Raw genomic sequence first — 12,965 nt, 5'->3', positions numbered from 1 at the left:
CAGACCCTTTCGTGTGGCTCGCCCGGGCGGGCGTTCAGCCCGCGGGCTGGCTCTCGCGCTGCTCGCGCCGGGCCCTGATCCGGGTCCAGGCCGCCTCGGCCGCCTGCTGCTCGGCCTCCTTCTTGCTGCGCCCGGTGCCCGAACCGTACGACTCACCGCCGACCCGCACCATCGCCGTGAACGACTTGGCGTGGTCGGGGCCGCTCTCCTCGACGTGGTACTCAGGCACGCCGAGCGCCTCGGAGGCCGTCAGCTCCTGCAAGGAGGTCTTCCAGTCGAGCCCGGCGCCGAGCGAGGCCGAACGGACGATCAGCGGGTCGAACAGCAGATGCACCACCCGGAACGCCTCGTCGAGCCCCTTGTCGACGTAGATCGCGCCGATCAGCGCCTCGAGGGTGTCGGCCAGGATGGACGACTTGTCGCGCCCGCCGGTGCCCTCCTCGCCCCTGCCGAGCCGCAGGAACCGGCCCAGGCCCAGGTTGCGGGCCACGTCGGCCAGCGCGCGCATGTTGACCACCGCGGCGCGCAGCTTCGCCAGCTGGCCCTCGGGGAGGTCGGGGTGGTTGCGGTAGAGGGTGTCGGTGACCACCAGGCCCAGCACCGAGTCGCCCAGGAACTCCAGGCGCTCGTTGGTGGGCAGGCCGCCGTTCTCGTACGCGTAGGAGCGGTGCGTCAGCGCCCGCTCCAGGATGTCGGAGTCGAGGCCGACCGCCAGGACCCGCTCCAGCTCGTCTCGGGCGACCTCTACGGCCACCGGCTTAGGACCTGTGCCCACGTGCTTTCCTCCTCGGACATCTTCGCATGGTGTGGCGACTGCGGAAGATGCCCGAAAACGTGGTGGGCGTCGGGGTAACGCGTAGCCCCGGCGTCCACCACGGCCGCGGGCGAACCGCCGCCGCACGCATCTGAGACGGTAACGCCGACCGAGGCACCATCGCACCCGGTCGGCATCACGTCAACTGCTGACGGATCAGGCGGAAGGCTCGATGACCTGACGCCGGTTGTAGGTGCCGCAGGTGGGGCACGCGATGTGCGGCTGCTTGGGCGAACGGCACTGCGGGCAGCTCACCAGGGCGACAGCAGTCGTCTTCCACTGGGAGCGACGGTGGCGGGTGTTACTCCGCGACATCTTTCGCTTCGGGACGGCCACGTCACTTCTCCTGATCGTTATCTTTGTCGGTAATCAGACCTTGCAACGACGCCCAGCGGGCATCGACCTTCTCGTGCCGGTGATCCTCGCCGGCCTCGGCCAGCTTGATCCCACACTCCGTGCAGAGCCCTTCGCAGTCCTCACGGCAGACGGGGCTCAACGGCAGTGCGAGCACCACCGCGTCGCGGAACGCCGGCTCGAGGTCGAGCAGCTCGCCGTCGAGCAGCGAATCCTCGTCCGAGGCGTCCTCGTCGGAGTAGAAGAACAGCTCCTGCAGGTCAACCTCGATGTCCGAGGTGACGGGGTCGAGACAGCGAGCGCACTCCCCGGCGAGCGGGGCCTGCGCCGTGCCCGACACGAGCACGCCTTCCATCACTGCTTCGAGCCGGAGGTCCAGCTCGACTTCGGCGTCTTTGGGGACACCGATCATGTCGACGCCGAGATTCGCCGGTGCCGGGAGGGTCAGAGTCATCTGCCGCATCGTGCCCGGCCGCTTTCCCAGGTCATGGGTTGAGATCACCCACGGGGAGCGGGGGTCGAGGTGCTGAGTCATCCTGCTCTCGCTAGGCATGGCGAGACGATCGCCGTCGTACAAGGCCGAAATGAAAGGATAGCAGGTCGCGCTCAGCCCCTGAGCCGCTCGATGAGCAGCTTGTGCACGAGATCGGGCACAAGGCCCGAGACGTCCCCACCATACCTGGCGATCTCCTTCACCCTGCTGGAGGACAGGAACGAGTATTCGGGGTTCGTCGGCATGAACAGCGTCTCGACCCCCGACAGGCGGTAGTTGAGCTGCGCCATCTGCAACTCGTAGTCGAAGTCGCTGACCACCCTGATGCCTTTGACGATGGCGGGGATGTCGTTCTGCCTGCAGAAGTCGACCAGCAGTCCGTGGAATTTCCGCACCTTGACGTTCGGATATTCCTTGGTCACGGTCTGCAGGACCTCAATTCGTTCGTCCACCGTGAACAGGCTGCTTTTCTCGACGTTGATGAGGACTGCCACGGTCACCTCGTCATAGAGCCGGGCGGACCGGCCGATGATGTCGAGGTGGCCATTGGTGATGGGGTCGAACGACCCCGGGCAGACTACGCGGCGCAAGACGCCTCCCAGGTCTACGGGTTCCCGGCGGCGCGACCGTACCAAACGGATGCTTCGCCATAACGACGGACCCTCTCCTCAACGTAGCCTTCCGGCCACATCAGTGCCTTTCCCCTGCTTTCCCTCTCGAATGCCACCAAAGCCTCATCCAACAGCCAGCCGTTGTCGCGCAGCGACTCCAGCGTCCGCCGGACCTCCTCGTCGGACACGGCGTAGGGCGGGTCGGCGAAGACGATGTCGTACGGCTCGGCGGGCGGGTTGCCGAGCACGCGCTCGACCTTGTCCGCGATCACCCTGGCGCCGTCGAGGCCGAGCGACTGGACGTTCGCCTTGATCGTCCGCACGGCCTTGGGGTCCGACTCCACCAGCACGGCCTCCTTGGCGCCCCTGGACAGCGCCTCCAGGCCGATCGCGCCGGACCCGGCGTACAGGTCGAGCAGGCGGGCGCCGGTGAGGCCGTACAGGGAGTCGAGCGTCAAGAAGATCCCTTCTCTGGCCCTGTCGCTGGTCGGTCTCGTCCCCCGCCCCGGCGGCACCGCCAACCGCCTGCCACCTGCGCTGCCTGCGATGATCCGCGTCATGTGACCCATTGTTCCGCATGTTCGCGCAGGTCAAGAGTGGACAAGTGTCTGCCTCGAGTGCGCAAGGGTGATTCACATCGGCGCGACGGGCCCGCATGATGAGTTCTGCGGCCTTCAAGGTGACCCACATGAAGGCCGACCGGCGTGATCGTGAGCCCTTCCGCACGCCGGTTCCCTCGGCACCTGACCCGAGGGTGGGCCCAGCCGGGGACGGCATTCGGGGGGAGGCCGTCCCCGCGGCTGGGCTTTTCCACTGCCGGCAGGCCGCCCACCGCGCCACCGAAGCACCCCACGCCACCCCGCCGCACCGGCACGGCCGTGAGCGGCACACGCTGCCCCCGCCCGGGGGTTGCTCAGGCGGCCACGGCCATAGGGGTCAGGTTTTCTCCAAGTACTCCGCGCGTTCGTCCGCCAGCAGCCGGGCGATCTCCGCCCGCAACCCCTCGTACGCCGTCAGGTCCGGGTCCTCCTCCAGAAGGGCGGCGGCCTCGTCGCGGGCCGTGGCGATCACGTCCTCGTCCCGCAGGAGCTGCAGCAGCTTCAGCGACGACCGCTTGCCCGACTGCGCCGCCCCCAGGACGTCGCCCTCCCGCCGTTGCTCCAGGTCCACGCGCGACAGCTCGAAGCCGTCCAGGGTGGTGGCGACCGCGTCGAGGCGGGCGCGGGCGGGCGTGCCCTCGGAGAAGTCGGAGACCAGGAGGCACAGCCCCGGGAGGCCGCCGCGGCCGACGCGGCCGCGGAGCTGGTGGAGCTGGGAGACGCCGAAGCGGTCGGCGTCCATGATGATCATGACGGAGGAGTTGGGGACGTCGACCCCGACCTCGATGACGGTGGTGGCCACCAGGACGTCGAGCTCGCCCCGCGTGAAGGAGCGCATGATCGCGTCCTTCTCCTCCGGCGGGAGCTTGCCGTGGAGCGTGCCGACCCGCAGGTCGTGGAAGGGGCCGCTCTTCAGGAGCTCGGCCACGTCGAGGACCGCCAGCGGCGGCCGGCGGTCGTCGTCGCCGCTCGCAGCGGCCGCCAGGTCGCCCTCGTCGCCCTCCAGGTCGCCGATGCGCGGGCACACGATGTACGCCTGCCGCCCCAGCGCCACCTCCTCCCGCACCCGCTGCCAGGTGCGTTCGAGGTAGTGGGGCTTCTCGGCGGCCGGGACGACGTGCGTGGTGATGGGGGCGCGGCCCGACGGGAGCTGGGACAGCGTCGAGATCTCCAGGTCGCCGAAGACGGTCATGGCGACCGTGCGCGGGATCGGCGTGGCCGTCATGACCAGCACGTGCGGACGGCCGCCGGCCGCCTTCTCGCGCAGGGCGTCGCGCTGCTCCACCCCGAACCGGTGCTGCTCGTCCACCACGACCAGCCCCAGGTCGGCGAACTGCACGTGCTCCTGCAGCAGCGCGTGCGTGCCCACGACGATCCCCGCCGTGCCGGAGGCCGCGTCCAGCAGGGCCGCGCGGCGGGCGGCGGCGCCCATGGAGCCGGTCAGCAGCGTGACCGACGTGCCCCCGAACATGCCCCCCTGCGCCAGATCCCCGAGCATGCCGGTGATCGAGCGATGGTGCTGCTGGGCCAGCACCTCCGTGGGGGCCAGCAGCGCCGCCTGGCCGCCCGCGTCGACCACCTGGAGCATCGCCCGCAGCGCCACCACCGTCTTGCCCGCGCCGACCTCTCCCTGCAGCAGCCGGTGCATCGGGTGCTCGAGCGCGAGGTCGGCGGCGATCTCCTCGCCGACCTGCGCCTGCCCCTCCGTCAGCGAGAACGGCAGCCGCCCGTCGAAGTCGGTCAGCAGGCCGTCGCCGCGCCTGGGCCTGGGCTTGGCGGGCAGCGCGGTGGCGGCCCGGCGCCGCCGCAGCAGCACGGCCTGCAGCACGAACGCCTCGTCGAACTTCAGCCGCTTGCGCGCCCGCCCCATCTCGGCGAAGTCCTTCGGCCGGTGGATGCCCACCAGCGCCTCGCCCAGATCCTGCAGCCCGTGGCGGGCCCGCAGCTCGGCGGGCAGCGGGTCGTCGAGCGGGCCCAGCGTGTCGAGCACGACGCCGACCGCGCGCCTGATCGCCCACGGCGTGACGTCCTTGCCCGCGGGATAGATCGGCACCGGCGCCGCCGCGAACTCCTCCGCGTTCGCCTCGCCCTCCTCGAACAGCTCGAACTCCGGGTGCGCGAGCTGCCAGCGCGGCTTCGACCGCGCCCCGAACAGCCCCACCTTGCCCGCGAACATGCCCCGCTGCCCGGGCTTGAGCCGCGACTCGGCCACGTGGGAGCCCTTGCCGAAGAACGACAGGTAGAGCCTGTTGCCGTTGCCGTCGACGACCTCGACCTCCAGCCAGGTGCCGCCGCGGTTGCGCATGGGCTTGCGCATGAGCCTGGTCACCTCGCCGACCACGGTGACGTGCTCGTCGACCTCCAGCGCGTCGAGCGTGGTCAGCTCGCCGCGCTCGGCGTAACGCCGGGGATAGTGGCGCAGCAGGTCGCCGACCGTCTCCAGGTCGAGCACGCTGTGCAGCAACTTGGCGGTCTTCGGGTCGAGCGCCTTCGTCAGAGGCTCGTCGAAACGGCTCACGGCATTAAGTTCTACCGCGTCGGCCCGACAGGAATCCCGTTCATCGGTGTCACTCCACGCCGATCAGGAGCGGATAGCCGCCCTGCTCGCCGTCGTACACGACCAGATCCACGTCGGGCCGCGTACCGCGCAACTGCTCCTCCAGCCGCGCGGCGAGCCCCGGCGGCGCCTGCGCGCCCGTGACCAAGGTCACCAGCTCGCCGCCGCCGGCCACCATCCGGTCCACGACCACGGTGGCCACGCGGTCGAGCGAGCCGCCGATCACCGCGACGTCCCCGTCGATCATGCCGAGCACGTCCCCGGGACGGCACAGGCCCGCGCTGGTCATCGCCTCGCGGTCCGCCACCGTCACGTGTCCGTACCGCGTGTGCCCGGCCGCGTCCGTCATCGCCACCACGTCGTCGTCGAAACGGCGCAGCGGATCGTGTACGGCCAGCGCCGCCAGCCCCTGCACGGTCGCCTTCGTCGGCAGCACGCTGACCACGGCCCCGTCCTCGCGGGCGATCTCCGCGGCCGCGGCGGCGACCGACCTGACGCCCTCGTCGTTCGGCAGGACCGCGACCTCGCCGCCCGCCTGCCTGATCGCGGCCAGCATGGCGGGCAGGCTGGGCCGGGTGCCGGGCTCCCGGCGTACCACGACCGCGCCGCACTCCTCGAACAGCGCCGCGATCCCGTCCCCCGCGGCCACCGCCACGACGCCCCGGCCCGCGCTGCCGCGGTGGGTGCGTTCGGCCAGGTACGTGATCCTGATCCGGTGCGGCCGCCCGGCCCGCAGCCCGGCCTCCACGGCGGGACCGGCCTCGGCCACGTGGACGTGCACGTTCCACAGCCCGCCGCCGCCGACCACGACCAGCGAGTCGCCCATGGCGTCGAGCTCCTCGCGCAGCGCGGCCACCGCGGCGTCGTCGGCGTCCAGCAGGTACATCACCTCGTACCCCGCCCCCACCTCGGCCATCGGCGCGACGCGCGAGGTCGGCGCGGGCACGTCGTAGTGATCGCTGTAGGAGTCGGTGATCACGGAGGCCAGGGTCTCCAGCACGATCGCCGCGCCCGCGCCGCCCGCGTCCACGACGCCGCTGCGGGCCAGCACGTCCAGCTGGGAAGGCGTACGGCGCAGCGCGGCGCGGGCCTCACCCGCCGCCTGCCGCGCCACCACCCGCAGATCGCCCCCGTCCACGTCCTGTACGGCTCGCGCGGCCGACTCCAGCACGCTCAGCACCGTGCCCTCCACCGGCCTGGCCACCGCCTCCCTGGCCAGCACGGCGGCCCTGAGCAGACCGGCCCGCAGGTCGGAGCCGTCCTTCAGCACCTCGGCGAGGCCGCGTAACGCCTGGCTGACGATCACGCCGGAGTTGCCGCGGGCCCCGACGAGCGCGCCGTACGAGAGCGTCTGCCACACCACGGCCGCGTCCACGTCGTCGGGCAGCGACTCGACGGCCTCGGCCGCGGACAGCATGGTCAGGTGCAGGTTGGTGCCGGTGTCGCCGTCGGCCACGGGGAACACGTTCAGCGCGTCGATCTCGGTCCTGGCCCGGCCGAGCGCGTCGGCGGCCAGGCGGGCCCAGCGGCGCACCGCCGGCGGGTCGAGGATCTTCATCTGCACCCTCCCGGCTCCCGGCGTGGCCCGGATGCGCTACGGTTGTCGATGGAGAATATCGCCGCCGGACCACCGGTCCAGCGTTCCAGTTCGCGCCCATCGGTGTGGATCGGATATTCTCGTCTGGCTGGCCGGTTGTCCCGGCATGCCCTCCGCCCGGAAAGCATCAGCGGACAGGGCTACATCGACTGTTTTAAGGAGCGAACCGTGGCTTCCGTCTGCGATGTCTGCCGCAAGGGCCCGACCTTCGGCAACAACGTGTCCCACTCCCACCGCCGTACCCGTCGTCGTTGGAACCCCAACATCCAGACGGTCCGCGCGGTCGTCGGCGGCACGCCGAAGAAGCTCAACGTGTGCACCTCGTGCATCAAGGCGGGCAAGGTCACCCGCTAGGTCCCACACTTTCACGTAAGCCCGTAGCTCCCGAGGGAGCCGCGGGCTTACGTGTTTTCCGGCCTCTGAGGCCCGGGCGTCAGCGCCAGCGCCAGGCGTGGTCCACCGGGCCGATGCCGCTTCCCAGGGGGAAACCGCGCGCGATCGCGCCCGTCACGTACTCCTTCGCCTTCCCCACCGCCTCCGGCACGTCGTCGCCCAGCGCGAGCCGGGAGGCGATCGCCGAGGCCAGCGTGCAGCCCGTGCCGTGGGTGTGACGGTTGTCGAGGCGCTCGGCGGCGAAGCGGTATTCGGCCGTGCCGTCCGTGAGCAGGTCCACGGGCGCGCCCGGCAGATGGCCGCCCTTGATCAGCGCCCACCTGGGCCCGAGCTCCAGAACGGCCTCGGCCGCCGCCCGCAGCCCGCCCTCGTCCTCCACCTTGACGGAGGTGAGCTGCTCCACCTCCCACAGGTTCGGCGTCACCACGGTGGCCACGGGCAGCAGCCGCGTCCGCAGCGTGTCGACGGCCTCGGGCGCGAGCAGCGAGTCGCCGTGCTTCGACACCCCCACGGGGTCCACGATCACCGGCGCGTCGTACGAGCCGAGCGCGTCGGCCACGACCTCGACCAGCGCGGGGGAGGCCAGCATGCCGGTCTTCACCGCCTGGGCGCCGATGTCGCCCAGGACCGAGTCGAGCTGCGCTCGTACGGCCTCGGGCGGCAGCTCCCAGTAGCCCTGGACGCCCAGGGAGTTCTGAGCCGTCACCGCGGCGATGACGCTCATGCCGTGGACGCCCATGGCCAGCATGGTCTTCAGGTCGGCCTGGATGCCCGCGCCGCCCCCGGAGTCGGAGCCGGCGACGGTCAGCACGCGTGGAGGGGTCGAAACCGTCATGTCCCCCATCCAACCACTCAGCTGATGGCGCAGTCCCCGCTGACCAGCCCGCAGTTGGCGGCCTTCTGGCCCTCGCCCGTGGCGGTGAACGAGACGTTCACCGAGTCACCGGCCGACAGCGACGCCGACAGGTCGAGGATCAGCAGATCGCCGTCCTGCGTCCATTGGGCGCCGGTCACGGCCATGACCCTGCCCTCGACCGGGACGGAGACCGTCGGGTTCTCCAGCGTCTCCCGAGAGGTGTTCGAGAGCGTCATGTCGGCCTGGTAGCTGAGCACCTGCTGCTTGATGGTCTGCTTGATGTTCATCGCGCCACCCTGGCCGGACCCGAACGTGTTCGTGCTGGTCGGGAGCGGGGTGCTGCCGCCGCTGGTCCCCCCGCCGGTGTCGGAGTCGTCCAGCGTCGAAGGCTCCTCGGTCGGCGTCTCGGTGGCGAGCTCCTCGACGGGCGGCGTCGGCTCCTTCGTCGGCTTCGCGGACGTCTTCACCTTGGTCTTGGTGGGCGTCGGCGTCGCGGAGGCGGTGCGGCGCGGGGGTGTACGGGCGCTGTACGAGGCCGTCGGCGCCGGGGTCTTGGACGTCGTCGGCTCGTCCGCCGACTCCTCCTCGGACGGCTCCTCCTCCGGCGTGGTCTCCTCCTCGGTCGGCTGGGAGGCCGCGGGACCCGGCTGGTTGTTCGTCGCCTGGACGGCGGCGCAGGTCGCGCCCGCGCACTTGTCGGGCGTCCCCGACGAGCTCATGAACTTGACGCCCGCCACGGTGCCGCCGAGCACGACGGCGACCGCCGCGACCGACAGCAGCGCGACCTTGCCCTTGCCGCCACCCGACGACGGGGGCGCGGTGAGCACGTCGTCACCGCCGCCGCGTCCGCCCTTACGGCGCCCGCGGCGGCCCTTGGGCTCGGACGGCCCGTCGAGGCCGGGGTCGGCCGCCCAGTCGGAGGCGAGGAAGCCGGTCTCGGCGTTCGCCCAGGCGGGCGCCTGCACGGCCGTGGGCTCCCCGGCCACCTTGACGTCCCCGGGCTCGGGCGGGCCGGCCGACATGGGCACCGCGCCGGTACGGTCACCGGGCCCATCGAACGGCCCGTCGAACGGCCCGGGCCGGTCGCCGGGAGGTGGTCCGCCGAAGGCGCCACCCGGCACGTCGGGGCCGTCGAAGAAGGCCGTACGCTCCATGGGCCCGTCAAAGGGGCCAGGCGCCTCAAAGGGGCCTCGACCGCCCTGGCCCGGACCTCCAGGGCCGGGCGGCGCGTCCGGGCCGCCGAAGAAGGCCGTACGCTCGGCGGGCCCCTCCATGGGAGCCGCCGCGTCGAAAGGGCCCCGCCCGGCGGGCGCGCCCGGATTGTCGGGGCCGTCGAAGAAGGCCGTACGCTCCATGGGCCCGTCGAAGGGACCGGGAGCGTCAAAAGGGCGGTCGCCCGGCGGGCCCCACTCCGGCGGCCGGGCGAAGGCGCCCGTCGTCTCGAACGGCCCGGCCTCCCCAGGACCCGGCGGCGGGAAGCCATGCACGGGTTCGTTGGCCGGGGGGAAGCCGCCGTCGGAGTTGTTGGGCAGCGCGAAGGCACCGGTGGTCTCGAACGGCTCGGACTGCGGTCCGCGCGGAGGCGGTCCGTCAGTGCGCCGCGGCATGGGAGCCCACTGGCCCGTCACCTCGGGTTCGTCCGGCAGCGAAGGCCAGCCGGGCGCCTCGGCCTGCTCGTCAGGACCCCAGAATGCGCTGTTGTTCCCCCGTTCATCCCCGTCGTCGGATCCACCTGTGCCGTGGCGGCCCATGGCTGCCCTTTCTCGCGGTTACAGTGGCCGCCAATCTTCATAACACCTTTGCGACACCGTTGTCACAGCAATCCCCGGAGTCCCACCACAAATCCGGAAATTGTCACTCAAATCGGGACAAGTCATCACCGAAAGTGATCCCATCCGCGCCGGCCGATCTCGCGCCCATGAACCAGCGCACCTTCACCCTCGGCCACTCGGCCCACGACCTGCCACGACGGCGGCAAACTCACCTCTGCGGGGAAGACCGCCGCGAGCGCGTGATCCTCACCACCCGTGAGCACCCACTCCAGCGGGTCGACCCCGAGTTCCTTGGCCGCGACCGCCACCGGCTCCCCCACGGTGAAGGCCCGCGGATCCAGCTCGATGCGCACGCCGCTGGCCTCGGCGACGTGGCCGAGGTCCTGCAGCAGCCCGTCGCTGACGTCCAGCATCGCGCTCGCGCCCAGCTCGGCCGCCCCCGGCCCCATCGCGTACGGAGGGCTGGGTCGCCGATGCGCGACCACGACCTCCTCCAGGACGGGGTTCTCCGGCACGCCCGCCTCCAGCAGCGCCCATCCGGCGGCGGCGTACCCCAGCCGCCCGGTCACCGCCACGACCTGCCCGGGCCGGGCGCCGGAGCGCGTCACGGGAGCCCGCCCGCCCAGGTCGCCCAGCGCGGTCACGCCGATGACCACCAGGTCGCACCGCGTGATGTCGCCCCCGGCGACGCTCGCCCCGACCACCGCGCACTCGTCGCGGAACCCGTCCGTCAGCCCGTCGAGCCACACCAGCGGCAGGTCGGCGGGCATGCCCAGCCCGACCACGAGGGACGTCGGCACGGCGCCCATGGCGGCCACGTCGGCGAGGTTCTGGGCGGCGGCCTTACGACCCACGTCGTAACCGCTGGACCAATCCCGCCGAAAATGTCTACCCTCGATCAGCAAATCCGTTGAGACCACGACCCGGCCGTCAGGCGCGCTGACCACGGCGGCGTCGTCCCCCGGACCGAGCATTACCGCCGCACCCTGGGGCAGACGACCAGTAATCCGATTTATCACTCCGAATTCGCCGAGATCTCCGACTGTGATGACGCACCTCCTGACGCACACAGGGTACGGTGGCCCTTCGGCGTGATCCAATCGCCCGGGAGGACGTGATGGTGCAGGCCTACATCCTTATCCAGACCGAGGTCGGCAAGGCCGCTGCCGTGGCTCGCGAGATTTCCGGGATTCCCGGGGTCACTCAGGCGGAAGACGTGACGGGGCCCTACGACGTGATCGTGCGCGCGGAGGCCAACAACGTCGACGAGCTGGGCAAGCTCGTGGTGGCACAGATTCAGGCGGTGGAAGGGATCACGCGTACTCTTACGTGTCCGATCGTCCACATTTAAAGGTAGTCGTCGCATGCGTGCCGCCGCCCTGCTCGTTCTCCTCGCGCTCGCCGGTTGCGGCGGCACCGTACAGGTCGAGCCGCCCGAGCCGACGGGCGAGGCGGTGACGGCCTGCGGGAAGCTGGCGACGCTGCTGCCCCAGACGCTCGACGGCGACCGGCGTGGCACGTCCACGCCCGAGTCGCCGTACGTGGCCGTCTGGGGCGACGGGGTCATCGCGCTGCGCTGCGGCGTGCCCAGGCCGGCCAGGATGGCACCCACCGACCAGCTCCAGGAGATCGGCGGGGTGGGCTGGTTCGCCGACCCCGACAGGCCCACGTTGTTCACCGCGGTCACGGACGCGGCCTACGTGGAGGTCACGGTCGGCGGCGAGCACGTGGCCGCCGAGGTGCTGGCGGACCTGTCGAAGCCGATCGCCCAGGTCTCGCCCCCGTCCCAGTGATCGCGCGATCTCAACGCAGGCCCGCCGAGCGCGACAGCGCGAGCTGGATGAGCCGGTCGACCAGCGCCGGGTAGTCCAGCCCCGAGGCGGCCCAGAGCTGCGGCGCCACCGACAGCGACGTGAACCCGGGCATGGTGTTGATCTCGTTGAAGATCAGGTGGCCCTCGGGCGTGTAGAAGAAGTCGACCCGCGCGAGCCCCTCGCAGTCGAGCGCCTCGAACGCGCGCACCGCCATGGCCCGCAACTGCTCGGCCGCCTCCTCGGGGAGGTCGGCGGGCACGGTGAGCGACATCTGGTCCGGGTAGTACTTCGCCTCGAAGTCGAAGAACTCCTGGCCGCCCTCGACCTTCACCTCGCCGGGCCGCGACGCGACCGCGGGCTCGTCGCCGAGCGACTCCAGCACCGCGCACTCGATCTCGCGGCCGACGATGGCGGCCTCGATGAGCACCTTGGGGTCGTGCTGCCTGGCGACCTCCACGGCCGCCTCCAGCTCGCCCAGGTCGTGGGCCTTGGAGATGCCCTGCGAGGACCCGGCCCTGGCGGGCTTGACGAACACCGGCCAGCCGAGCCCCTCCGCCTCCTTCAGCACGCGGTCGCGGTCGAGCCGCCAGTCGCGGTCGCGTACGACGACGTGGCGGCCGATCGGCAGCCCGGCGGCGGCCATGACGGTCTTCATGTGGGCCTTGTCCATGCCCACCGCGCTGGCCAGCACGCCCGAGCCGACATAGCGCACCCCGGCCATCTCGAGCAGCCCCTGGATGGTGCCGTCCTCGGCGAACGGGCCGTGCATCACGGGGAACACCACGTCCACCGAGCCGAGCTCCACGGGGATGCTGCCGGGGTCGTACGCCACCAGCGAACTCCCACCGGACGGCAGCGCCAGCGCCGCGCCCGAGGTGTCGACGACCGGCAGCTCGCCCGACTCGATGGCGAACCGCTGGTCCGAAGCCGCCAGCACCCACCTGCCGTCCTGGGCGATCCCGATGGGGATCACCTCGTACTTGCTCCTGTCGATCGCATCCAGCACACTGCCCGCGCCCATCAGGGACACGGCGTGCTCCGAATTGCGGCCTCCGAAAACAACGGCGACGCGTGGCTTGCTCATGGTGTCCGAATCTACCGGGGT

The 12,965-nt window shown here is 71.4% G+C and carries 14 protein-coding genes; 3 read left to right on the top strand and 11 right to left on the bottom strand.

Going from position 1 to position 12,965, the window contains the following annotated elements:
- Nucleotides 1–34 precede the first annotated feature (34 nt).
- The 7 genes from rnc to AB0L65_RS51480 all read right to left on the bottom strand — a co-directional run bounded on the left by rnc (nucleotide 35) and on the right by AB0L65_RS51480 (nucleotide 6,986).
- Nucleotides 35–754 carry a ribonuclease III gene (gene rnc / locus AB0L65_RS51510; RefSeq protein WP_363976698.1) on the bottom strand — a complete coding sequence of 240 codons (720 nt, stop codon included), beginning with the start codon at nucleotides 752–754 and terminating at the stop codon, nucleotides 35–37.
- Nucleotides 755–970: 216 nt separating this feature from the next.
- Nucleotides 971–1,150, bottom strand: a complete 180-nt coding sequence (rpmF, locus tag AB0L65_RS51505) for a 50S ribosomal protein L32 (protein ID WP_139632166.1) — start codon at nucleotides 1,148–1,150, stop codon at nucleotides 971–973.
- A gap of 1 nt (nucleotide 1,151) precedes the next feature.
- Nucleotides 1,152–1,703: a YceD family protein gene (locus tag AB0L65_RS51500; RefSeq protein ID WP_364262587.1), complete on the bottom strand. Its 552-nt coding sequence runs from the start codon at nucleotides 1,701–1,703 to the stop codon at nucleotides 1,152–1,154.
- A 71-nt stretch (nucleotides 1,704–1,774) separates the two neighbouring features.
- Nucleotides 1,775–2,251, bottom strand: a complete 477-nt coding sequence (gene coaD / locus AB0L65_RS51495; RefSeq protein ID WP_364262584.1) for a pantetheine-phosphate adenylyltransferase — start codon at nucleotides 2,249–2,251, stop codon at nucleotides 1,775–1,777.
- Between the two features lie 14 nt (nucleotides 2,252–2,265).
- On the bottom strand, nucleotides 2,266–2,832 hold the full coding sequence (gene rsmD, locus AB0L65_RS51490) for a 16S rRNA (guanine(966)-N(2))-methyltransferase RsmD (protein WP_350729731.1): 567 nt from the start codon (nucleotides 2,830–2,832) through the stop codon (nucleotides 2,266–2,268).
- Between the two features lie 376 nt (nucleotides 2,833–3,208).
- Nucleotides 3,209–5,389 carry an ATP-dependent DNA helicase RecG gene (recG, locus tag AB0L65_RS51485; RefSeq protein WP_364262581.1) on the bottom strand — a complete coding sequence of 727 codons (2,181 nt, stop codon included), beginning with the start codon at nucleotides 5,387–5,389 and terminating at the stop codon, nucleotides 3,209–3,211.
- A gap of 49 nt (nucleotides 5,390–5,438) precedes the next feature.
- Entirely contained in the window at nucleotides 5,439–6,986 is a 1,548-nt protein-coding gene (locus tag AB0L65_RS51480) for a DAK2 domain-containing protein (RefSeq protein ID WP_364262578.1), read from the bottom strand.
- Between the two features lie 207 nt (nucleotides 6,987–7,193).
- Here AB0L65_RS51480 and rpmB point away from each other — a divergent pair, with 207 nt between their 5' ends.
- Nucleotides 7,194–7,379, top strand: a complete 186-nt coding sequence (gene rpmB / locus AB0L65_RS51475) for a 50S ribosomal protein L28 (RefSeq protein WP_043618345.1) — start codon at nucleotides 7,194–7,196, stop codon at nucleotides 7,377–7,379.
- Nucleotides 7,380–7,458: 79 nt separating this feature from the next.
- Here the strand turns inward: rpmB and thiD are convergent, their stop codons facing one another.
- The 3 genes from thiD to AB0L65_RS51460 form a co-directional block, all read right to left on the bottom strand.
- The gene (gene thiD, locus AB0L65_RS51470; protein WP_364262575.1) at nucleotides 7,459–8,262 is read right to left on the bottom strand and encodes a bifunctional hydroxymethylpyrimidine kinase/phosphomethylpyrimidine kinase; all 804 of its coding nucleotides are present in this window, start codon (nucleotides 8,260–8,262) and stop codon (nucleotides 7,459–7,461) included.
- A gap of 8 nt (nucleotides 8,263–8,270) precedes the next feature.
- Entirely contained in the window at nucleotides 8,271–9,881 is a 1,611-nt protein-coding gene (locus tag AB0L65_RS51465; protein WP_364262572.1) for a hypothetical protein, read from the bottom strand.
- 269 nt (nucleotides 9,882–10,150) lie between these two features.
- On the bottom strand, nucleotides 10,151–11,116 hold the full coding sequence (locus AB0L65_RS51460; protein ID WP_364262569.1) for a thiamine-phosphate kinase: 966 nt from the start codon (nucleotides 11,114–11,116) through the stop codon (nucleotides 10,151–10,153).
- Between the two features lie 47 nt (nucleotides 11,117–11,163).
- Here AB0L65_RS51460 and AB0L65_RS51455 point away from each other — a divergent pair, with 47 nt between their 5' ends.
- Nucleotides 11,164–11,397, top strand: coding sequence for an Lrp/AsnC ligand binding domain-containing protein (locus AB0L65_RS51455; RefSeq protein WP_106249262.1), 234 nt, complete (start codon nucleotides 11,164–11,166; stop codon nucleotides 11,395–11,397).
- Nucleotides 11,398–11,410: 13 nt separating this feature from the next.
- Nucleotides 11,411–11,839 (top strand): DUF3515 family protein, encoded by a 429-nt coding sequence (locus tag AB0L65_RS51450; RefSeq protein ID WP_364262566.1) that lies wholly within the window; start codon nucleotides 11,411–11,413, stop codon nucleotides 11,837–11,839.
- A 10-nt stretch (nucleotides 11,840–11,849) separates the two neighbouring features.
- Here the strand turns inward: AB0L65_RS51450 and AB0L65_RS51445 are convergent, their stop codons facing one another.
- Complete coding sequence (locus AB0L65_RS51445; protein WP_363976018.1) at nucleotides 11,850–12,944, bottom strand: D-alanine--D-alanine ligase family protein; 1,095 nt, start codon at nucleotides 12,942–12,944, stop codon at nucleotides 11,850–11,852.
- Nucleotides 12,945–12,965: the final 21 nt, after the last annotated feature.

The organism is Nonomuraea sp. NPDC052116 (assembly GCF_040680035.1).
Classification (GTDB): Bacteria; Actinomycetota; Actinomycetes; order Streptosporangiales; family Streptosporangiaceae; genus Nonomuraea; species Nonomuraea angiospora_A.
Note: the sequence above shows the minus strand (reverse complement) of the source record. Positions and strands in the feature narration are given on the sequence as shown.